This is a genomic window from Mesorhizobium sp. LHD-90, assembly GCF_030929505.1.
Lineage (GTDB): Bacteria > Pseudomonadota > Alphaproteobacteria > Rhizobiales > Rhizobiaceae > Kumtagia.
In genome coordinates this window covers 240,150-261,649 of the sequence record NZ_JAVFVV010000004.1, presented here as the reverse complement: position 1 = coordinate 261,649, position 21,500 = coordinate 240,150, and the positions used below count along the sequence as shown (strand labels likewise).

General features: G+C 64.9%; 19 protein-coding genes and 1 pseudogene. 5 read left to right on the top strand and 15 right to left on the bottom strand.

Translation table 11 applies throughout. The features are described 5' to 3' along the window. Positions 1-4: 4 nt before the first annotated feature. Positions 5-436: a VOC family protein gene (locus RB623_RS07205; RefSeq protein WP_308056095.1), complete on the bottom strand. Its 432-nt coding sequence runs from the start codon at positions 434-436 to the stop codon at positions 5-7. Positions 437-675: 239 nt separating this feature from the next. Between RB623_RS07205 and RB623_RS07200 the strand changes: the two genes are divergently transcribed. Both RB623_RS07200 and RB623_RS07195 read left to right on the top strand, forming a co-directional pair. Continuing rightward, positions 676-1,458: an IclR family transcriptional regulator gene (locus tag RB623_RS07200; protein ID WP_308056094.1), complete on the top strand. Its 783-nt coding sequence runs from the start codon at positions 676-678 to the stop codon at positions 1,456-1,458. Positions 1,459-1,479: 21 nt separating this feature from the next. Then, the gene (locus RB623_RS07195; protein ID WP_308056093.1) at positions 1,480-2,676 is read left to right on the top strand and encodes a mandelate racemase/muconate lactonizing enzyme family protein; all 1,197 of its coding nucleotides are present in this window, start codon (positions 1,480-1,482) and stop codon (positions 2,674-2,676) included. Positions 2,677-2,793: 117 nt separating this feature from the next. Here the strand turns inward: RB623_RS07195 and RB623_RS07190 are convergent, their stop codons facing one another. Next, positions 2,794-3,270, bottom strand: a complete 477-nt coding sequence (locus tag RB623_RS07190) for a MarR family transcriptional regulator (RefSeq protein WP_308056092.1) — start codon at positions 3,268-3,270, stop codon at positions 2,794-2,796. Positions 3,271-3,276: 6 nt separating this feature from the next. On the opposite strand from RB623_RS07190, the gene RB623_RS07185 reads away from it, so the two are divergent. Continuing rightward, positions 3,277-3,555, top strand: a complete 279-nt coding sequence (locus RB623_RS07185) for a hypothetical protein (RefSeq protein WP_308056091.1) — start codon at positions 3,277-3,279, stop codon at positions 3,553-3,555. Between the two features lie 45 nt (positions 3,556-3,600). Here RB623_RS07185 and RB623_RS07180 read toward each other — a convergent pair whose 3' ends face one another. From RB623_RS07180 to RB623_RS07140, 8 genes and pseudogenes are all read right to left on the bottom strand, one after another. Beyond that, positions 3,601-4,599 carry an SIS domain-containing protein gene (locus RB623_RS07180; protein ID WP_308056090.1) on the bottom strand — a complete coding sequence of 333 codons (999 nt, stop codon included), beginning with the start codon at positions 4,597-4,599 and terminating at the stop codon, positions 3,601-3,603. Between the two features lie 29 nt (positions 4,600-4,628). Then, on the bottom strand, positions 4,629-5,555 hold the full coding sequence (locus RB623_RS07175; protein WP_308056089.1) for a BadF/BadG/BcrA/BcrD ATPase family protein: 927 nt from the start codon (positions 5,553-5,555) through the stop codon (positions 4,629-4,631). A 97-nt stretch (positions 5,556-5,652) separates the two neighbouring features. Continuing rightward, positions 5,653-6,747 carry an ABC transporter ATP-binding protein gene (locus tag RB623_RS07170; RefSeq protein WP_308056088.1) on the bottom strand — a complete coding sequence of 365 codons (1,095 nt, stop codon included), beginning with the start codon at positions 6,745-6,747 and terminating at the stop codon, positions 5,653-5,655. Positions 6,748-6,831: 84 nt separating this feature from the next. After that, complete coding sequence (locus RB623_RS07165) at positions 6,832-7,710, bottom strand: carbohydrate ABC transporter permease (protein ID WP_308056087.1); 879 nt, start codon at positions 7,708-7,710, stop codon at positions 6,832-6,834. After that, positions 7,707-8,594, bottom strand: a complete 888-nt coding sequence (locus tag RB623_RS07160) for a sugar ABC transporter permease (protein ID WP_308056086.1) — start codon at positions 8,592-8,594, stop codon at positions 7,707-7,709. Before RB623_RS07160 ends, RB623_RS07165 begins: the two co-directional genes overlap by 4 nt. 65 nt (positions 8,595-8,659) lie before the next feature. Further along, positions 8,660-9,935 (bottom strand): annotated as a pseudogene (locus tag RB623_RS30355) (extracellular solute-binding protein). 240 nt (positions 9,936-10,175) lie between these two features. Further along, positions 10,176-11,102, bottom strand: a complete 927-nt coding sequence (locus RB623_RS07145) for a hypothetical protein (RefSeq protein WP_308056084.1) — start codon at positions 11,100-11,102, stop codon at positions 10,176-10,178. Positions 11,103-11,224: 122 nt separating this feature from the next. Then, positions 11,225-12,397: an ROK family transcriptional regulator gene (locus RB623_RS07140; protein WP_308056083.1), complete on the bottom strand. Its 1,173-nt coding sequence runs from the start codon at positions 12,395-12,397 to the stop codon at positions 11,225-11,227. A 151-nt stretch (positions 12,398-12,548) separates the two neighbouring features. Between RB623_RS07140 and RB623_RS07135 the strand changes: the two genes are divergently transcribed. After that, on the top strand, positions 12,549-13,688 hold the full coding sequence (locus RB623_RS07135; protein ID WP_308056082.1) for a DSD1 family PLP-dependent enzyme: 1,140 nt from the start codon (positions 12,549-12,551) through the stop codon (positions 13,686-13,688). A gap of 209 nt (positions 13,689-13,897) precedes the next feature. Beyond that, positions 13,898-14,968, top strand: coding sequence for a LacI family DNA-binding transcriptional regulator (locus tag RB623_RS07130; RefSeq protein ID WP_308056081.1), 1,071 nt, complete (start codon positions 13,898-13,900; stop codon positions 14,966-14,968). Here RB623_RS07130 and RB623_RS07125 read toward each other — a convergent pair. From RB623_RS07125 to RB623_RS07105, 5 genes are all read right to left on the bottom strand, one after another. After that, on the bottom strand, positions 14,963-16,942 hold the full coding sequence (locus RB623_RS07125) for an ABC transporter ATP-binding protein (RefSeq protein ID WP_308056080.1): 1,980 nt from the start codon (positions 16,940-16,942) through the stop codon (positions 14,963-14,965). The two genes, RB623_RS07130 and RB623_RS07125, sit on opposite strands and share 6 nt — an antisense overlap. A gap of 157 nt (positions 16,943-17,099) precedes the next feature. Continuing rightward, positions 17,100-18,044: an acetamidase/formamidase family protein gene (locus RB623_RS07120; protein ID WP_308056079.1), complete on the bottom strand. Its 945-nt coding sequence runs from the start codon at positions 18,042-18,044 to the stop codon at positions 17,100-17,102. Next, complete coding sequence (locus RB623_RS07115) at positions 18,034-19,680, bottom strand: ABC transporter substrate-binding protein (RefSeq protein WP_308056078.1); 1,647 nt, start codon at positions 19,678-19,680, stop codon at positions 18,034-18,036. Before RB623_RS07115 ends, RB623_RS07120 begins: the two co-directional genes overlap by 11 nt. Before the next feature lie 35 nt (positions 19,681-19,715). Next, the gene (locus tag RB623_RS07110) at positions 19,716-20,636 is read right to left on the bottom strand and encodes an ABC transporter permease (protein WP_308056077.1); all 921 of its coding nucleotides are present in this window, start codon (positions 20,634-20,636) and stop codon (positions 19,716-19,718) included. Beyond that, positions 20,633-21,499, bottom strand: coding sequence for an ABC transporter permease (locus RB623_RS07105; RefSeq protein ID WP_308056202.1), 867 nt, complete (start codon positions 21,497-21,499; stop codon positions 20,633-20,635). The genes RB623_RS07110 and RB623_RS07105 overlap by 4 nt, the downstream gene beginning before the upstream one ends. Between the last annotated feature and the right edge of the window lies 1 nt (position 21,500).

Below are 21,500 nucleotides of genomic sequence, written 5' to 3'. Positions count from 1 at the left end.
CGGATCATCCGGCCCGGAGGCGGGCAATGGCCGCCGGCTGCATGGCGTCCGGCATCATCTGCATCAGTTCGATGCGATGCCCGTCCGGATCCTCGATCCAGGTCTGCCAGTTGCCGTCGGCGCCCAGCACTTTTGGCCGGATCATCTCGACGCCCGCCGCGTCCAGCTCGCGCACCGTCTGTTCGATGTCCGGCACGGCAAGGCACATATGGTTGAAGCCCACCGCCTCGCGCTCGGCCGCCCGCTCGCCCTCGCCGTCCGGAAACACTTCGAGATACTGGTCGTCGGTGATGCGCAGGTAGATCAACCAGAGCTGGCCGTCGCGCTCCAGCCTGAGCATCTCGGCGAAACCCAGTCGATTGATGTAGAAATCCAGCGTCCGCTCCACGTCCTTGACGCGGATGGCGACGTGGCCGATCGATGAAACCGTCAGCATGGAAATGGCCTTTCGGACTGGTAAGGCAGGATCGGAATGCAGGCAGGATAACCGGGCGCCGCGCGATGCGCAGCCTGCCGCGAGGGACATGCTCTCCGCCCAGTCATCGACCAAAACTCCTCCCGGTGCGGCAGCGCCGCGCTGGACGATTGCCCAGCAATCAATCCAAATATGAACTTTGACAGTTCAATTTCATATGGTAGTGACGAGGCCACGATTGTCAACCGCTAGGGCGACGGATGAGCGACATAACCGACGATGCGGGTAGCAAGCACACCATCCCGGTCATCGACCGGATGATGGAGGTGCTCGGCGAGCTTGCACACCACGATTCCGGCCAGACGATCCGCGAGCTGACCGAGACCCTGCGGCTGCCGCGCACCACCATTTACCGTATCCTCAACTCGCTGCAGCAGCACAACATGGTCCGGCGCGATGAAGGCGGCGCCTACCATCTCGGACGTCGGCTGCTGTCGTTGGCCTCGCATGTGGCGTCGCGCGCCAGCGAGGTCGACCTCGCGGCGACCGCCCAGCCCTTTCTCGACAGGCTGGCCGTGGAACTCGGCGAAGGCATAAAACTCAGCGTCATCGACCAGGACGGCATTTTGGTGCTTGCGGCAGCGCAGGGCCGCCGTGAATACGCGCTGACCGTCGCGCCGGGCCAGCGCATGCCGATCCACGCCGGCGCGGCCAGCAAGCTGCTCTTGGCGCATCTGCCGCCGGAAGAGCTGGAATTGTGGCTGGCCAAGCCACTGATCGCCTACACCGGCAAAACCGTCACCGACCCAAAACGGCTGCGCACCGAACTGGCGAAGATAAAACGCCTCGGCTGGGCGCAGGACAAGGGCGAGAACGCCCCCAGCATCCATGCCTTCGCCGCCCCTATCCTCACCGGCGGCGGCAAGATGGTGGGCGCGCTGAGCGTGCCGTTCCTCGCCGGCGCCGAGGCCAGCCGCATGGAGGAAATCCGCATGGCCGCGATCGACATGGCCAAAACCATTTCGCAAGCCATGCCGGGCTGACGGGCGTCTGGGAGGACAGCCATGAAAATCGTCGACCTGAAATGCGCCGTCATCGGCAAGAGCCCGGTCGTGCGGATCGTGACCGACGAGGGGATCTCCGGCTTCGCCCAGGCGGAGACCTGGAAGCCCTATCTCAAGCCGCACATCCTCGCCTTCCGCGAGGCGCTGATCGGCGAGGACCCGACGCTGGTCGAACGCGTCATGCTGAAGATCCGCCAGCGCGGCGGCTTCAAGCCGTGGGGTTCGGCGGTCAGCGTCATCGAGACCGCCCTGTGGGATCTCGCCGGCAAGGCCGCCGGCCTGCCGATCCACCGCCTGCTCGGCGGAAAGATCCGCGATCGTGTCCGCATCTACAATGGCTCCGTCCGCTTCCCTTTCTCCGGCTACCGGCCCGAGGACTATGCCGACGACATCAGGAAGATGATGGCGTCGCCCGAAGGTTTTACAATCGTCAAGCAGCCGATCGGCTTCCATTCGCCGATGAAGCGGGAAGTTCCCGACTTCTATTATGGCGAGCCGAAAGCCAGCCCGTTCCACGGCGCGCTCGACCGAGGCGCGGTGACCGAAAAGGGCCTGCGGCATCTGGTCGATTGCGTGGCCGCGATGAAGGAAGTCACCGGCGATCGTGTCGGGCTGGCGCTGGATTGCGGCCCCGGCTGGATGCTGGGCGACGCCATCCGGCTTGTCCGCCTGCTGGAGCCCTACAACCTTCTCTGGGTCGAGGACCTGCTGTCGGGAGACTACACGCCCTGGGTCAATGCCGGCCTTTACCGCGACCTGACCAACAGCACGACCACGCCGATCCACACCGGCGAGCAGATCTACCTCCGCCAGAATTTCAAGGAACTCATCGAGACCCAGGCGGTCCGCGTCGTCGGTCCCGATCCGGCCGATGTCGGCGGCATCGCCGAACTGAAATGGATCGCCGAATATGCCGACCTGCACGGCATCACCATGGCTCCGCACGGCACCGCCAACGGCCTGCTCGGCCTGGCGGCGCTGGTCCAGGTCTCCTCGACGCTGCCGAACAACTTCATCGCCTTCGAATACACGACCGGCGATCCCGAATGGTGGAACGACATCGTCGACGGCCTGCCCGACCCGATCGTCAAGGACGGCTTCATCCAGGTACCTGACCGGCCTGGGCTCGGCGTCGAGATCGTGCCGGAACGCGCCCGCCGCTACCTCGCCGAGGACGACCGCGGCTTTTTCGATTGAACCCAGGGATCGGTGACTTGCACAGAATCGGCATTCTCGGCGCGGCCGGCATCGCGCCGCGCTCCATCATCCTGCCGGCCCGACGCCATCTACCGCAAGGCCGGGCTGCGGTAGGCGTCACCCTTCGCCCGTCCGGCCCTGGCGCGCGTTGCTCGCTCGGCCTGGGCCGAGCAGCACGGCTTCGAGTTTTTCGAGACCAGCAAGCAGGTCCCTGCTCGAAGCCTCGCCCAGCCTTTCCTTCAGCGCAGTTTCGAAGCCGGCCAGGTCGGGCACGATCTCCTCATAGGCGCTCCGGCCCGATTTCGTCAGCGTCAAGAATTCTTCGCGCCGATCCGTCTCGTTGGTCTCGCGGACCAGCCAGCGCCGCTCCTCCAGCGCTGCAACCGCGCGGCTCACCTTGGTCTTGTGCATGGCCGAATGCCGGCCGATGCGACTCGCGGTCAGCCGGCCGAACTGGCCGAGCGTCGCCAGCACCCGCCACTCCGGAACCGTAAGCCTGTGCTTACGCCTGTAGACGTCGCGCGCTCGGTTCGACAGCACGCCGGCGATGCGGTGCAGCCGGTAGGGAAGAAAATTTTCGAGGTCGAGGTTCATTCCTCGATGGTGTCGATTTCCACCGATCCCGGCAAGGCCGTTGTCCTTCAGCCAAGCGACAGGGCCGCGTTCGAAATAGAGAAGCCCAATGCGCGCAGCATGAAGCGCATGGCGCCGAAAACGGCGGTTGCACCTGCAAAAAAGCGGGCTTTCGTGAAGCCCGTCGTGGTGTTTTGTTCGTGCGTTCCGGATAAGGCATTGAAACAAAGCGATATTCTGGACTTCACGCGACCTCAACACGGATGGCGCGGCAGCGCGCGAAGGCCGCAGCACCGCCAGCCGTGAGGGCCTTAACAGATTGAAATCCCTCTCTGTTTCGAAAGACCGCGATCAGGCCGCGACCGGAATCTTCGTGTCGGTCTGGCGGTAGCGGAATTTCGTGTCGGTCAGCCCCGCCGCATCCGAAAGTTCCGCCGCCAGCAACTGTGCCGCCAGAATGTCGACGATGCCCCGCGCGATCCGGTTTTGCAGCGCCGGCACCCGCATGACGGCCAAGACACCCTTGTCGGAGACGTCCTGGTTAGATGTCACCAACAGCACCGGGCAGCCGATTTCCTCAAGCTGCAGCGCCATTTGGACCTCCCGGCCGTCGCCGAACACCACCACGCCGGTGCGCGAATCCATGGATTCCATCGGCCCGTGCAGATAGTGCCTGGTGTCGGTGGCACCGGCCGGAATGCGCGCCGCCTCGCGGATCAGCAGCGACGCACCGTCCGCCGTGCCCAGCGAGGAGACCGCGCCGACGCAGTCTATCGCCCTGCGATCGTTGAACAATTTGCCGAGGCGTGGCATTTTTTCTGCCGCCCGCTCCAGCGTGTCCCTGACCGTTTGCGGCAGCGCCGACCAGTCGGTGCCGCTCGCCCCACAGAGTTTTTCCGTCAACAATCCGGCGGCGGCCAGCGTGCCCGTGTAGCCGGTGCTGGAGGGCGTCGCGTCCGGCCCGTTCTCCAGTCTGATGTGCCGGCCGGCGGCCTCGGCCAGCGGGCTGGTCTCGCTGTTGGTAATGGCAAGCTTTGCCGCGCCCGGATGTTTCTTAAGGGAATCAACGGTTTCGACGCTGCGGCCGCGATGCGAAAGCGCGATGATGGCGTCGGCCGCGTCACCGGCGTCGATCAGGTCGACCGAGCGCAGCGCCACCGCGCGCCGACCGTTGCGCGCCAGTTCACCGGCGACGACGGCCGAGGCGGCAAAGCTCGCGCCGATGCCGGTCACGGCGATCTGGCCGGAGGAAAACGGAGCAAGATCAAGGGTTTCGACTTGGCCTCGGGCAGCCTCGATACAGGCCGCGATGGATTCCGGCTGCCGCGCGACGGTTGAACGATAGCTCATGACTTGCCTTTCCGATTGTCTTCAAAAATTCAAGAGGATACGGCCGGGCGGCCGATCGCGGCCGGCGGTTCGGCGTGGCCGGCGAGCTTTGCCGCCAGCCGACAGGCGCCTTCCACCGGCGGGCCGGTATAGATTCTTGCCGTCATCGCCCCGCCGTAACGCCTTGAAATCTCGTCCAGAAACGCGTTGGCGAGGCTCTGCTGGGCGACGATCACGCCACCGCCGGCGACCACAACATCGGCCTCGGCGCCGTTCCTCTTCAGCCGCGCCACCAGATCGGCCAGATGCCGCGCCCCATCGCGGATCACCTGGCGGGCAAGCAGCGAGCCGCGCCTTTCCGCCTCGAACAGCACCGGCGCGTGTTTTCCCAGTGCCGCCGCCCCGCCCTGGCGGGCGACCACCGAGCCGATGCGTGCCGCGCTCGGAATCGACAGCGCCTCGAACATCAGCTCGACCAGCGGCTCGGCCATCGAGCCGCCGCTGTCGAGATGCAGGCTGATCGTTCGCGCCGCCTCGCGCATCAGGCCCGACGCGCTGCCCTCGTCGCCAATCACCCAGCCCCAGCCGCCGGCGACCAGCATGCCGACCTTCGCATCCCGGCAGACCGCGATCGATCCGGTGCCGGCAACCAGCCCGATCTGGTGCTCGTAGCCGAGTGCCGCAGGCAGCAGTTCCGCGTCGTTGACCACCGTCACCGGAAATTTCGCATGGCGTGCAAAGGCCGCCTGGAACGCCTCGCATTCGGCCGCGTCGTCGCAGCCATGCGCGCCCACCGCCAGCGCCGCGATGTCGCCTGCGAAATTTTGCGCGATGCCGAGCAGCGCGACGGCGTCCTTGTCCCAGTCGCGCAGCCGCCATTCGGCGCTCGGCAGCACCAGGTCGCGCGCGGCGCCGGCCGGGTCGTAGAAACGCAGATGCGTCTTCGTCCCACCAATGTCGATGCCGAGCGCGGTCACGCGGTTCCTCCGCATCTGCCTGCCGACAGCGTCAAGCCGGTGGCGCCGCGCGTCCGGCTGCCCGGACGCGATGTCGTGTTGGTTCGCATATGCCTGCTCAATGGGTGCTTCTGATCCGCGCACCGGACCGGTCGAACAGCAATATGCCCGCCGGATCGAGGCTCGCCACGCATTGCGCGCCGCCGCGGTATCGCGCCTTGTTGCTGCGAATCACCAGCCGCTCGCCGCTGGCCGTGTCAGTGTGGATGTAGGTGACGTCGCCGAGTTCCTCGACGAAGGCAACTTTCGTCTCAAGCGTGCCGGGCCGGCCGACCTCGCTCGCGATCTCCACATAGTCGGGCCTTATGCCGAGCTCGACCTCGCGCACCGAAGCGTTGAACCCGGCGAACGGCAGGTCGAATCGGCCGCCGCCGCCGACATCCGCAACGGTGATCCTGCCGCCATGCACAGCCTCCACCGTCGCCCTCAGAAAATTCATCTTGGGCGAGCCGATGAAACCGGCGACGAACTTGTTGTCGGGATCATCATAGAGATCGAGCGGGCTGCCGCATTGCTGGATGATGCCGCCATTCATCACCACCATCTTGTCGGCCAGCGTCATCGCCTCGACCTGGTCGTGGGTGACGTAGATCATCGTGGTGCCGAGCTTGTCGTGAAGCTGGATCAACTCGGCGCGCATCTGCACGCGCAGTTCCGTGTCCAGATTCGAAAGCGGCTCGTCGAACAGAAAGACCTTCGGCTCGCGCACGATGGCGCGGCCTATGGCGACGCGCTGCTTCTGGCCGCCGGAAAGCTCGCCGGGGCGGCGCTCCAGAAGCTTTTCCAGCCGCAGGATCTCCGCCGCGCGGCCGACCTTCTCCTTGATCAGCGCCTTCGGCTCGCGCGCCATGCTCAGGCTGAAGGCCATGTTCTGGAAGGCGGTCATGTGCGGATAGAGCGCGTAGGACTGGAACACCATGGCGACCCCGCGTCTGGCCGGGTCGACCCGGTTCACCACCTTGCCGTCCAGCCGGATCTCGCCGTCGGCGATTTCTTCAAGTCCGGAGATCATGCGCAGCAGCGTCGACTTTCCGCAGCCCGACGGGCCGACGAAGACGACGAATTCACCGGACGAGATCGACAGGTTGACGTTTTTCAGCACCTCGACAGTGCCGTAGGATTTCGAGACGTCGACGATTTCAAGCTGGGCCATGGCGACCTCGGGAACTGATTTGCGGGACTGGCGAGCTTTTGGGCTCACGCGCACGGACAAAGGAGAGGATGGGCACCATGCGGCTCAGCCCTTGGTGCCCGACATGGCGATGCCCTCGACGATCTTGCGCTGGAACAGCAGGAAGAAGATCAGCGGTGGCAGCGCGGCGAGAAGGTTTGCGGCCATCACCACGTCGACCGTGACATGCGAGAACGGTGCGTTGAACAGGCCGACCACCTGGCCCACCGTGTAGAGCTGCGGGCTCGGCGCAACGATCAGCGGCCAGATGAAGTTGCCCCAGGTCTGCATGAAGGTGAGGATGGCCAGCGTCACCAGCGCGTTCTTCGACAGCGGCAGCGCGACGTGCAGATAGATCTGGAAATGGCTGGCGCCGTCGAGCCGCGCAGCCTCGATCATTTCTTTCGGGATCGACTTCATGAACTGGATCAGCATGAACAGGCCGAAGGCCGAAGCCAGCCCCGGCACGACGAGGCCCTGCATGGTGTTCAGCCAGCCGAGATCGGCGGTCAGCAGATAGCGCGGGATCAGCGTCACCGCCGACGGCACCATCAGCGACAGCATCACTACGGCGAACATCGGCCGCTTGCCGGGAAACTCGAACAAAGCGAACTCGAAGGCCGCCATCGAGCCGACGATCAGCACGCCGGCGATGGTCAGCAGGCTGTAGGCGATCGAGACGTAATAGGCGCGCAGATAGGGCGTCTCGGTGAAGATCATGCGGATCTTCTCCACCCCGTGGCTGAAGGAGGTCGGCACCAGGCGCGGATTGATCGAGACCGGCACGCCCGGCTCGGCGAACACCACATTGACCATCCAGACGATCGGGAAGACGGCCACGACGGTAAGGCAAATGGCCACCGCCCATTTCAGCACGGTCCATACCGAAAAATCCCAGCCGGCCGCCTGCGTGCGCTGGCCGATCATCGTCAGGGAGGCGCTCATGCGTCGTATCCCTTTCTGCGGAAGGCGAACATGCCGGCCGTGACCACCACGATGACGGCGGTGAGCAGGAAACCGTAGGCGGAGGCCTGGCCAAATTTCAGCTCGCCGAAACCGCGCCCCATCATGTCCATGACCGGGAAAAGCAGCGCGTTCTGGCGCCCGCCATAGTCGGAGAAGGACGATCCGGTCAGCAGCCAGGGCGTGTCGAACACCTGCAGCGCCGAGATCACGCCATAGGTGGTGACGAAGAACAGTACGGGATAGAGCATCGGGATGGTGACGTAAAACACCTCCTGGAGCTTGCTCGCGCCGTCGAGCCGCGCCGCCTCATAATAGTGCTTGGGGATGTTCTTCAGCCCGGCCAGGATGATGACCATGTTGAAGCCGGCCGATACCCACACGTCGACGGCGATCAGCGAATAGAGCATCGTGCTCGTGTCGTTGAGGAACTGCACCGATTCCAGCCCGAACCAGCCGCGGATGGTGTTCAACAGGCCGATGTTGGGTGTGTAGATCCAGCGCCAGATCGTGGCGGCCAGGAACATCGGCAGCACCACCGGCATGAAGAAGGCGCTGCGGAAAAAGTTCGACCAGAAGCCTTTGAAACTGTCGACCAGCAGGGCGAGGCAGAAGGAGACCGCGATGCCGAGCGGCACGGTGATGACGATGTAGGTCCCGAGATTCCACATCGCCTTCTTGAAGTCGCGCGAGGCGATGATGCGCTCGTAATTGCCGAGGCCGACGAAGCGCATCTGCGTTGTCGCGTTCCAGTCATGGAACGAGTAGATGAGGCCGCTGACGATCGGATAGAGAAAGAACACGGCAAACAGCGCCATGAACGGAAACACCATCAGCAGGTGCGGAATGTGTTTCTTCTCGATCATGCGACGCCTCAGGAATGCCGGCCGGCCCAAGTCGGGTCGGCCGATCTGGATTTCAGCCTAACCGATCAGCCGCCGGCCAGGCATTCGTTCAGTTCCTCGACGAGCGCGGTCGCGCCTTCCTGCGGCGAAAACTCGCCGTCGGCCGCCGCCTGTGCGTTGTCGGTCAGGATCGAACGGTAGCAGTTCGGGTAGGCCCCGACGAAATAGGGCGGCATGCCGTCTATGGCGTTTTCTGCCGCTTTGTTGGTGATGGCGATCAGCGGGTCGCTGGCGACCGATGGATCGACCATGGCGGCGGCACTTGCATTGTAACGCGACAGCAGCTTCGCCCAGCGCAGCATCTGTTCCTTGGCGGTGACGTAGGCTGCGAACTCGAACGCGACCTTGGCGTTCTTGCCGGGGGCGACGCCGATGAACTCGTAACCCTTGATGCCGCCGAAATCGCCCTCGGCCTTACCGGGAACCAACACATAATCGTATTTCAGGCCGGATGCCTTGGCGGCCTCCGCATAGGTCGGGTTGACCCACGGACCGACCAGGTGGAAGGCGAGCTGGTTGCTGATGAACAGATCTTTGGTGGCCTGGTCGTTGCGGCTGGTGCCGCTGTTGTAGGGCTTCATGTCGACGAACATCTGAAGCGCCTGGGCGTATTTTTCCGGATTGACCTTGGTGGTCTTGGCCTCGAAATCCGCCCCCCCATTCGTCCCTGGTCGCTACGCCGGAATAGGTGTCGACGATCGACTGCCAGGCCTGCGTCTGGTCCGGCACGGCGAACTTGCCCTTGGCCTTCACCTTCTCCATCTGCGACAGCCAGTCGGCCCAGTCCTTCGGCGGCTTCGAAATGTCGACACCGGCTTCCTCGAGCACGGTGAGATTGCGGAACATGAAGGAGCCGTAGCCGGTATAGGGCAGGCAATACATGGTCTCCGGCTTCGGCGAGCACATGGCAATCAGTGCCGGATCGAAGGAGTCGCGAAAATCCTGCGGCGTCGCCATGAAGTCGGCATAGATGTTGTTGAGCGCGCCAGCCTCGACCAGTTGAGCACCCACCGCCACGCCGTTCATGAACACGTCCGGCAGCGTACCGCTGGCGGCGCCCGTCACCTGGCCGGTGGTCAGGTCGTCATCGCCCTTGCCTGTGATGTTGACGGTGACGTTGGGATGCGTCTTGCGGAATTCCTCGATGAAGGCCTGCTGCAGCTTCAGCGCCTCGCCCTGGGCGAAGTCGGAATAGACCCAGTATTCCAGCGTCACCGCATCCTCAGCCTTCGCGCCGCCGAGTGACGCTGCAAGCGCCAGCGCGGCAAGGCTCACCCTGCCCAAACTCCAAGCCGTCGTCATCGATACCTCCAGTGCGTGTTGATGTTCCCGGTTACCGGCGCCGCGCCCTCGCGGTGTCGATCCCTATTATGTTACGCAGCTTAACAAACAAAATCGGATGCGCAAGGGGATTGTGATCGGGCGGCTCTTTTTGCGGCGCTGCGACGGGGATGGGTGAGGCGGACGGAGTTTAAGGCAGCGTCTCGGTTCGAATTTCGGCTATGGGGTAGAAAGTGGACCACCACTGCCGACTTGGGAGCGCTATCTCTCCCACAGGAAGGGCAAGTCGGGGTAGAGCCACTCGACTACCGCGCGCCGCATTGCGATGGCCAGGGGATCATGAAAAACCTCCAGGGCTTTTTTTGCCTCCTCAACCGTCAACCAACCATCGCTGAGACGCCAGCGACGGAAGAACAGCCAATCGAGACTGTGTCGGCGACCGGATTCAATGCTCCTGCGCGCCTGTTCATTTGTTGTGAAAGCACGGATTAGCGCTTTCGGACCGTATTTGGCGCGCTGTTCTTCGTACCATGCCTTGCTGTTTGCCAAGGCCGTGGCGATATCACTTTCGGTGATCGCCGCAAGCCGATCCATCTCGTCTCTAATGTCTTCGGGCATTGAGTTCGCCGCGCGCTTGATGGCGGCAACAAACCTTCGGTCGGATGTGAAATCTCCACCCCATTCTCTGGGTTGATCCCGCCAGCAGATGGTTTCGGCAATCGTCGTCCACATTCCATTGCTTACCAACCCCAATGCCTGCAACACCGATTGGACGTCTGGCATCGCGTATGCAGGTCCAAGGCCTTCAGCCGCATTGATATTCGCTGCTGGCGGAGGCGCGACTACCACCGCGCGAATTACGAACCCCCGCACTTTTACAGGCGGCACGTTGCCATCCGGAAGGCGATACCGCAGCTGCCCTCGTTGATCGGCTAGCTTGAGCACAACCGCGCATACATCGTCCCAACGCGGGAGAACTTCGGGTAGTCTAGGGTCTTTCAGAGGCACGGCGCCCCGGTCAGTTTCTTCTGCATATCCAAGAGCTGCCAACGCCTCGCAACTCATTTCATAGGCAGACGTGAATGTATGGTCCCAAGATTTGCCGTCATCGCTCAATTGCTGGTTTCGAGCGAGATAGTTGCCTGCCGCGGTCGCCCAGTCAGAAGGCAGGCCATTGTCCTCAATCATCGAACTCGTTCCGTCGTGCTTGCAGCAATTCTTGAACGCAGTGTCGTGGCGCAAAGGCGCCCAGTCCGTAATGGGTGCAGCCTGTGGCTCGAGAGCGGAAACTCAATCGATTCTAGACTGCGTCAGTCCGTGACCGTCCCCACCAGCATCTCACACGCATGGTCGGCGGCGATCTTCTCGATGCCCAGCACTGTAGCGTCATGGCCGAGCAGGCTGGACTCGATGTCGGTCGGATAGCTCAGCCGTTGCACCGTCTCGCGCACCGTCGGCAGCATCAGCGGGTTGCTGCCGATGCCGCCGCCGAGCACGAACAGGCCGGGATCGATGACGCCGACGCAGGCCGAGACGATCGCGCCGATGTCCTCGGCATGGCGCCTCACTTGGCTAAGCGCGTCTTCGTCGCCTTGTCCCGCCAGCGCGAACAGCGCGGCGGTGTCGGCCGGCGCCGGCCCCCGAGCACCGGGCCAGGCGGCGCGCACGCGCTGCATCAGCGCCTCGGCACCGACATGGTCCTCCAGCGCGCCATTTTCGGGTTTTTGGCCCGGTCCCCAGGGATAGGGAAGATGGCTGATCTCACCGGCAGCGCCGCTGCGCCCGCGGATCAGCCGGCCGCCCAGCACCACGCCCATGCCGATCTTCACGCCGACCTGGATATAGGCGAAATCCTTGTGTCCCCTGGCGACACCGTGGCTCTGCTCGGCGATCGCCGCGCAGTTGACGTTGTTTTCGAGCAGCAGCGGCACGTCGGCCGGCGGCTTGAAATGGCTGAACAGGTTTTCCTGCCGCGTCGCCGCCTTCTCCGTGTCGTCTTCGACCACACGCGACGGCAGCGCGATGCCGAGCGCCCGCAGCTTGCCCCAGCCCTTTTCGGTCTCGGCGCGGACCGCCTCGATCTCCTCCGCCACCGCCTGGCTGATTTCGGGACCGAGATAGCGCTGGTTGGAGGCCAGACGGTAGACGCGGTGGTGCAGCAGCCGGCGGTCGAGGGTTGAGACACGCAGCCGCACATGGGTGGAGCCGGCATCGACCGCGATCACATGACCGGCGCCTGCCCCTAGCCGGTACATGCCGGCCTTGCGGCCGAGCGCGCCCTGGATCTCGCCGATCTTCTCGACATAACCGACGCGCTCCAGCTCGCCGATGGAGGAGGACATGGTCGGCCGCGACAAGTCGAGCGCGGCGCAAAGCTGCGGCCGCGTCGCCGGCCCCTCGGCAAACAGCTTTCGGAAGACGGAGCGCGCGCTGGAGGTGAAGGTTGCGCGGATCGCGGCTTCGTGGGGTTCAACACGTTTCACGGAAATCCTTTAGTTAGGAAACTTGACAAAATCCATAGAGGAGTCGATCCGATATGCAAAGAGCATTGAAAACACGCGCAGTTTGCCTGAAACTCGACCGATCGCAAGCCGGGTCGAAAACGGCGGCTGCCACCATCGGAGCATGACCGCCATGGATCAGAGGATTGCCGCATTGGAAGTAGGTTACGACGTGCCCGCCGCAGTCGGCATGGACATTTCGGAAATTCAGACGCCGGCGCTGATCGTCGATCTCGACGCCTTCGAGCGCAATTGCGCGCGCATGAAGGAAGCCATCGAGCGCATGGGGGTACGGCTGCGCCCGCATGCCAAGACGCACAAGTCGGCCGACATCGCGCGCTACCAGATCGAGCATGGCGGCGGCTGCGGCGTCTGCTGCCAGAAGGTGTCGGAGGCGGAGGCGCTGGCGCGCGCCGGCATCCGCGACATCCTCGTCTCCAACGAGGTGCGCGACCCCTTGAAGATCGAACGGCTGGCGCGGCACGCACGCATCATCGTCTGCGCCGACGATGCCACCGGCGTCGAGGCTTTGTCGGCCGCCGCGGTCCGGCACGGCGTCACGATCGAAGTGCTGGTGGAAATCGAATGCGGCGCGCGCCGCTGCGGCGTTGCCGCCGGCGCGCCTGCCGTCGACCTGGCACGGAGGGTGGCCGCGGCCCAAAACCTGATCTTTTCCGGCCTGCAGGCCTATCAGGGCGCCGCGCAGCACATCGCCGATGCGGCCGAACGCGGGGCGGCGATCGGCATCGCCATCGAACAGACGCGCCAGACGGTTCGGCTGCTTGGCGTAGCCGGGCTCGACTGCGCCATAATCGGCGGCGCCGGCACAGGCAGTTTCGAGATCGAGGGCAATTCCGGCGTCTACAACGAGTTGCAATGCGGCTCCTACATCTTCATGGACGCCGATTACGGCCGCATCCGCGACGCCGGCGGCGGCGTGGTCGGCGGTTTCGAGAATGCGCTGTTCGTGCTCACCGCGGTGATGAGCAAGCCGGAGCCCGACCGCGCCGTCTGCGATGCCGGGCTGAAGGCGCTGGCCGTCGACAGCGGCCTGCCGGTGATTTTTGACCGACCCGGCGTGCGTTATGCCGCCGCCAATGACGAACACGGCAAGATCGAGGATCCCGATAACCTGCTCGCAATCAACGACCGGCTGAAACTGGTGCCCGGCCATTGCGACCCGACCTGCAATCTCTACGACTGGTATGTCGGCGTGCGCGGCGGCAAGGTCGAAACGCTCTGGCCGGTGACTGCACGCGGAAAGCTGTACTGACCTTTTTCAGACAATGGCGGAGCGCCGCCGTCAGATGCTTTCGTCCTCCCGGTCTGGTAGCCCGGTCCACGAGTGCTGCTGCAAGCGGTTGCGTTTGACATTTCACGCTCCAGCCCCGAATGCTGGCGAGCGGCCGCAAGCGGTTGCGGCGGTCGAGAGACAGGCAGGACGAGCCGGCCGGCCGAAAGTCGGGCGAGAAACAACAGGTCATGAAAGAGCAGTTCGCACCCAGGAAACCCGGGCGTCCGACCCTTTCGGACATCGCCAGGGCGCTCGACGTTTCCGAGGCCACCGTGTCGCGGGCGCTGCGCGGCAGCCCTGAGATCAGCGAGCAGACGCGGGCCGCGATCCGGCGAGTGGCGCGCGACCTCGGCTACGTGCCCAACGCGGCGGCGCGCAACCTCGCCCGCCAGACCAGCAGGACGCTCGGCCTGCTGGTGCCCGACGTCACCGACCCGGTCCACGCGCTGGTCGTCGCAGGTTTCGGCCGGGCGGCCGACAGCCGCGGCTACACGGTGATCGTCATGGACGGCTCACGCGACGAGGCGCGGCGCACCAGGAGCCTGCGCACGCTGATCGAGCATCAAGCCGAGGGCATCGTGTTCTGCAGCACGCCGCTGTCGATGCGCGAGACTATCGAGGAAGTTCGCCCGGCACACGCCGTCTTCATCCTGCATGAAGGCGCCGACGCCGTGCTGGCCAGCGAAACGCCGCTCGGGCGCGTGCGCGCCGACGACGAACTTGGTATCCGGCTGATGGTGGAGCACCTGCTCGGTCTCGGCAAGCGGCGCCTTTCCTACGTCAACGGTCCGGACATCGCCTCGAACCGGCTGCGCCGCAACGCCATCCTGCGGTCGCTGGAGGCGCTGGGCATCGAGCCGCGCATCCGCGAATATTCGACCGGAGAGGAGCAGACCGATTTCGAGAGCGTCGCCCGCCTGGTGGCGCGCGAGAGGCCGGACGCGCTGCTGTGCTACGACGACAAGATGGCACTGCACATGCTGGATGCGCTGCGACGCGCCGACGTTTCGGTGCCGGACGATCTGGCGGTGACCGGTTTTGACGGGATTCCCTTTGCCGCCATCTCCAATCCGCGGCTGACGACCGTGATCCAGCCCGCGGACCTTCTTGGCGAGACCGCGGCCGGCGCGCTGTTCGATGCGATCGAGAACGGCACGCCGCCGCCCGACGTCACGTTTCCTGTGACGCTCGCAATTCGCGGCAGCTCGCGCCGGCGGGTCGCTGAAACCGAAGGCGCCGTCGCCGGCGAGCCGTCATAGGCCGAACTCCGAAACCAGATGGCCTTCGCCGAAATCCCGCAGCAGGGTTTTCGGCGGTTCGTCGCCGACACGACGCACCGCGCTCGGTATCTCCTTGTCCAGCCTTGCAAACCGGGCGCGGCGGCGCGAGGGATCGGGGATCGGCACCGCCTCGATCAGGCGCTTCGTGTAGGGATGGCGCGGGCTGGCAAAAATCTGGTCGCGCGTTCCCATTTCGACGATCTGGCCGAGATACATGACCGCGACGCGGTCCGAGATGTTCTCCACCACTGCCATGTCGTGCGAGATGAACAGGTAAGCGACGCCGAATTCGCGCTGCAGATCCTTCAGCAACCTCAGCACGCGCGCCTGGACGGAAACGTCGAGCGCCGAAACGCTCTCGTCGGCGATGATGAGTTTCGGCCGCAACGCCAGAGCCCGGGCGATGCAGATTCTTTGCCGCTGGCCGCCGGAGAATTCGTGCGGGTAGCGCTCCATCTGGTCGGCGGAGAGGCCGACGCGCTCGAACAGCGCGGCGACGCGGTCGCGGCGTTCTTTCCTGTCGCCGATGCCGTGGATAACCAGCGGCTCCTCGACCAGTTCGCCGACGCGCATGCGCGGATCGAGCGAGGCATAGGGATCCTGGAACACCATCTGCACGTCGCGGCGGATCGCCATGCGTTCGGCGCGGCCGAGCGAGGCAAGGTCGCGCCCGCCGATCTCGATCTTTCCGGCATAGGGCACGAGGCCCGCGATGGCCTTCGCCGTGGTCGATTTTCCGCAGCCCGATTCGCCGACAAGCGACAGCGTTTCGTTCTGTCCGATGGTGAAGCCGACGCCCTCGACCGCATGCACGCGGCGGTCGACCCGGCCGAAGAATCCACCTGTCAGGTCGAAGCGGACGGTGAGATCGTGGATAGCGGCGACGGCAGGTTCCGTTGTGGGCCCCCTCACCCGGCCTCCGCTCCCGCCCGGATCGCGGACCGAAGGATCATGGCCTTCCGCACCCACGGAGCCGCGATCCAGCCGGGGCTCGGCCACCCTCTCCCCGCCGGGGAGAGGAGGTTTGCCGCCGTTCGCGCCAAGCCCGTGTTTGATATCCAGCGCAGCGCCGGCCTCTCCGATCTCCTTTCCCCTCTGGGGAGAGGTCGCCCGAGCGAAGCGGAGGGCGGGTGAGGGGGCCAATTGTCCGGCTCTGCCGCCCCCAATCCTCGGCACGGCCGCCAGAAGCTCGCGCGTATAGTCCTCGCGCGGAATGGCGAAAATGGCGGACGTAAAGCCTTCCTCCACCATCCGGCCGTGGCGCATGACGATGACGCGGTCGGCCATCTCGGCGACGACACCCATGTCGTGGGTGATCAGGATGATGCTGGTTCCCTGCTCGCGCTGGAGGTCGCGAAGCAGTTCCAGCACCTCGCCCTGCACGGTCACGTCGAGCGCCGTGGTCGGCTCGTCGCAGATCAGCACGTCGGGCTTCAGTGCCAGCGCCATGGCGATCATCACGCGCTGGCGCATGCCGCCGGAAAGCTCGTGCGGAAACTGTTTTAGCCTGCTCTCTGCTTCCGGAATTCGCACGGCCTTCAGCGCCTCGACGGCGCGGCGGCGCGCCTCCTCGCGCGACAGCGGCGTATGCGCTTCGATCGCCTCGGTAAGCTGGCGGCCGATCGACAGAACCGGGTTGAGCGAGGTCATCGGCTCCTGAAAAATCATGGCAATGCGGTCGCCGCGGATTGTTCGCATGCGGTTTTCGGAGAGGGTGGCGAGGTCAGTATCGCCGAGCCTTATGGATCCCGCAGAGACGCGCGCGCCGGGCTGTGGCAGCAGGCCCATGATGGCCAGCGCCGTCATCGATTTTCCGGAGCCGGACTCGCCGGCGATGCACAGTGTCTCGCCCTTTTGCAATGCGAAGGAGAGATCGGATACGACTTCACGCTCGCCGTCCTCGCCATGGACGGAGACGGCGAGGTTGGAGACGGTGAGGATAGGGGCGGTCAAAGGCGCGCGCCCCCTCCACCGCCTTCGGCGGTCCCCCTCCCCCGCTTCGCAGGGGAGGAACCAGCGCTGCGGGCGGCCGCGGCCTTGATCCTCCCCCGTTTACGGGGGGTCCGAAGGACGACCGCCGAAGGCGGTGGAGGGGGCGTGCGCAAACGCATCACTCGAACACAACCCGCGGGAAATAAAACGACACCACCCAGTTCGGCATGTCGACAATCTCGCTGATCCTCAAGTCGCCGCAGACCGAGCACAGCATGTAGGCGTCGACGGCATCCATGTTGTAGCGCCCCGCGAGCAGGTCGACCATTTGGGCGACGGATTCCTTGGCGCCAGTCATCAGGTCCGGCCCGACGCCGGTGGTCACCTCGTAGCCCTTGGCGTCGAGATGGCGCGTCACCGGACCCGGCGTGGTGAAGCGCGGGGTCCTCAGCCGCGCGTCCTTGACCAGGTCGAGCTTCAGCACCACGTCCATGGGGCTTTCGATGGCCGTGCCGCAGACCTCGCCGTCGCCCTGCGCGGCATGGGTATCGCCGACCGAGAACAGCGCGCCCGCCACCTCGACCGGCAGATAGAGCACCGTGCCGGCGGCTAGGTCGCGGATGTCGAGATTGCCGCCGACGCGGCGCGGCGGCACCACCGAATGCAGCCCCGGCTCGGCCGGCGCATTGCCGATGGTGCCGGCGAAGGGTTTTAGGGGCACCCGCGCGTTCTTGCCGAAGAGGGCCGGCTCGAGAGACGAGGCGTCATACTTCCAGATGTTCAGCGCCGGCGTCTTGAAGTCGTCGGCGAGCAGGCCAAAACCCGGAATGTTCGCCGTCCAGCCGAAGCCGGACGGTTTGAACTGTTCGATGGTGACCTTCAAGGCGTCGCCCGGCTCCGCGCCTTCGACATAGATCGGGCCGGTGACCGGATTGACCTTGGCGAAGTCGAGTTTTGGAACGTCGGCGACGGTGCTGTCGGTGTCAAACTGCCCGCCGGACGAGTCCAGGCAGTTGAACTCGATGGTCGAGCCGGGCGCCACCCGCTCGGCTGGGACAAACGAATTGTCCCAGCCGAAATGATAGTGGCGCCCGTGGATGGTGTAGTCGCAGTTACTGCACATCGGTCACATACACATAGTCGTAGTTGATCGGGATATGGACGGGGTCGACATAGAGGTTGTCGGCGCCGCCCATGCGGGGCGACTTCATGGTGAAGCGCTGCTCGTTGAACACCGGCGCCCAGGGCGCGTCCTCCATGACCTTGCCGTAGATTTCGCTCCACATCTTGTAGCGTTCCTCGGCCTTGGCGGGGTCGACGATGGAGTCTGCTTCCGCGGCCTTCTTGTCCAAATCTTCGTTGCAGTACCAGGCCCAGTTCCAGCCGCCCGGCACAGCGCCGCCGCAGCCGAGGATCGGGCCGTAGAAGTTGGACGGATCGGGGAAGTCGGCGATCCAGGCCATGCCACCCGACCAAATCATCGGCGCGCCCGCCTTGTCGCCGCCGGCCGCGATCACGTTGGCCTGCGCCAGCGACTGCAGGTTGGCCTTGATGCCGATCGCGGCGAGATCCTGCTGGATCGCCTGGGCGATGCGCGGGTTGGGGTCGGTGTTCATGACGAACAGTTCCGTCTCGAAGCCGTCCGGATGCCCGGCTTCGGCGAGCAGCGCCTTGGCCTTGTCCACGTCATAGGCGTAGCCGGCAAAACCCTTGTCGTAGCCAGGCATCGACGGCGGCAGCGGCTGGTTGGCCGGCACGGCGCGGTTGTTGATCAACTGGACGATGCGGTCCTTGTTGATCGCCATGTTGACCGCCTGCCGCACCTTGGCGTTGTCGAAGGGCGGCATGGTGGTGTTCATGGTGACGTAGCCGGTGTGCAGTTGCCCGCCGACCACGACGCGTTCCTTTTGCGCCGGATCACCCATCACCTCCTGGAATTTCGCGGGCGGAATGCCGTCGCCGGGCACGTCGACCTCGCCCTTCTGCAGCCGCAGCAGCGCCACGATCGGCTCCTGGCCGATCTCGAAGGTGATCTTGTTGAGATAGGGCAGGCCCTTGCGCCAGTAGTCGGGGTTCTTCTCGAAGACGAGGCGCTGGCCGAGCGTCCATTCAGCCATCTTGTAGGCGCCTGTGCCGACGGGGTTCTTGCCGAAATCCGCGCCGTATTGCTCTACGGCTTCCTTCGGCACGACGTGGCTGAAATTGATTGCCATGACATGCAGGAAGGTGGCATCGGGCCGTGACAGCTCGATCTTGATCGTCGACGGATCGACCACGGTGACGCCCGACAGGCTTTCCGACTTGCCGGCGGCGACGTCGTCATAGCCGGCGATCGAGGCGAAGAAGCCGGCGCCGGGCGACTGCGTCTTCGGATTGGTGACGCGGTCCAGCGAGTACTTCACGTCCTCGGCCGTCATCTCGCGGCCGTTGTGGAATTTCACGCCCTGCCTGAGTTTGAAGGTGAAAGTCTTGCCGTCGGGCGAGATCTCGTAGCTCTCGGCGAGTTCAGGGCGCAGCGTGGTCGTGCCCGGCTCGTAGTCCATCAGCCCGTCATACAAGCTCTTGATCATCGACCAGTTCTGCCAGTCGTAGCCGATCGCCGGGTCGAGCGTGGCGACGTCGTCCTTGTAGGTGATGGTGATCTCGCCGCCCGCCTTCGCGTTGGGGTCGAGCTTTTCCTCCTGCGCGGCGGCCGGCGAAAACGAAAGCATCAGCGCCAGCGCCGAGGCGGCTACGGTTGAGGCCAAAAATCTCTTCATGTCAGTGTTCCCTTTCTCGTTGTACTTCTCTTTGCTCACCGCAGTTTTATGCGGGGATCGACGAATGGCGCGACGATGTCGGCCAGAAGGTTTCCGAGCACGATGGCGCAGGCCGAAACCAGCGTGACGCCCATGATGATCGGAATGTCGACGCGCTGGATCGCCTGCCAGGCGAGCTGGCCGATGCCCGGCCAGCCGAACACGCTCTCGACCACGACGATGCCGCCCATGAAGATGCCGACGTCGATGCCGATCATGGCGATGACCGGCAGGATGGCGTTGGGCAGCGCATGGCGGAACAGGATGGTGCCGCGCGCCAGCCCCTTGGCGCGGGCGGTGCGGATATAGTCCTGGCGCAGCACGTCGATCATCGACGAGCGCATCATGCGCGAATACCAGCCGGCGCCGAGGATGCCGAGCGTCAACGACGGCAGCACCATGTGCCGCCAGGTGCCGTAGCCGCCGATCGGGAACCAGCCGAGCCGCACCGCGAAGACGTAGAGCAGCAGCAGGCCGACGACGAATTGCGGCGCCGAGACGCCGATGAAGGAGCCGACCATCAGCGCCTGGTCGGTCTTGCTGCCGCGCCTGACCGCGGCGACCAGGCCCATGGTGATGCCGATGACGACCTCGCAGGCGATGGCGCCGAGCATCAGCAGCAGGCTGGCGGGCAGGCGCGAGACGATGAGCTCCGTCACCTCCGAGCGCTGGATGTAGGAGCGGCCGAGATCGCCGCTCAAAAGATTCATCAGATAGCGCCAGTATTGCACGAAGAAGGGCTGGTCGAGGCCGAGCTGGCGGCGGATGTTTTCGACCGTTTCCGGCGTGGCGCTGCGGCCGGCGATCTGCCGCACCGGATCGGCCGGCAGCAGGTAGAGCAGGGCGAAGGTGATGATCGAGACGCCGAGCAGGATCAGCGCGGACTGGATCAGGCGGCGGCCGAGATAGGCGATCATGCCCGCCCCCGCTGCGTTGGATCGAGCACGTCGCGCAGCGCGTCGCCGACCAGGTTGAAGGCGAGCGCCAGCGCCAAGATCGCCATGCCGGGGAAGAACACCAGCCAAGGTGCGGCCTGGAAGTAGGTCTGGTTCTCGAAGATGATGTTGCCCCACGACGCCGTCGGCGGCTGCACGCCGATGCCGAGATAGCTGAGCGTCGCTTCCAGCAGCACCGTGGTGGAAATCCCCAATGTGCCCCAGACGATGATCGTCGGCAGAAGATGCGGCAGGATATGGCGGAACAGGATGCGCCCGGTGCCGGCGCCGATGGTGCGTTCGGCGTCGATGAACTCGCGCTCGGCCAGCGAACTGGTCTCCGTGTAGATGACACGTGCCGTCTGCACCCAGTTCACCAGCGCGATGACCAGCGCGACGATCCAGAGCGACGGCTGCAGGATGGCGGCGAGGCAGATGGCGAGCAGCAGCGCCGGAAAGGCCATCATCAAATCGGTGAAGCGCATCAGCACGCTGCCGATCCAGCCTTTGAAATAGCCGGCGGTCATGCCGACCAGCGTGCCGATCAGAAGTGCGGCGCCATTGGCGACGATGCCGATGATCAGCGAGGTGCGCGCGCCGTAGAGGATGCGGGTGGCGAGGTCGCGGCCGAGCAGGTCGGTGCCCAGCCAGAACTTTTCGCTCGGCGGCAGCGGCGCGCCCTCCAGCGTCAGCCCGTCGAACATCTGCTCGTTCGGGTCGTAGGCGGTGAGCCATGGCGCGAGGATGGCGCCGGCGACCGTCAGCACGATGATGACGAGGCCGAGCACAGCCAGCTTGCGCCGCAGAAGCCGCCGCCAGATGCCGGCGCGCGGCCTTGCCGGCATG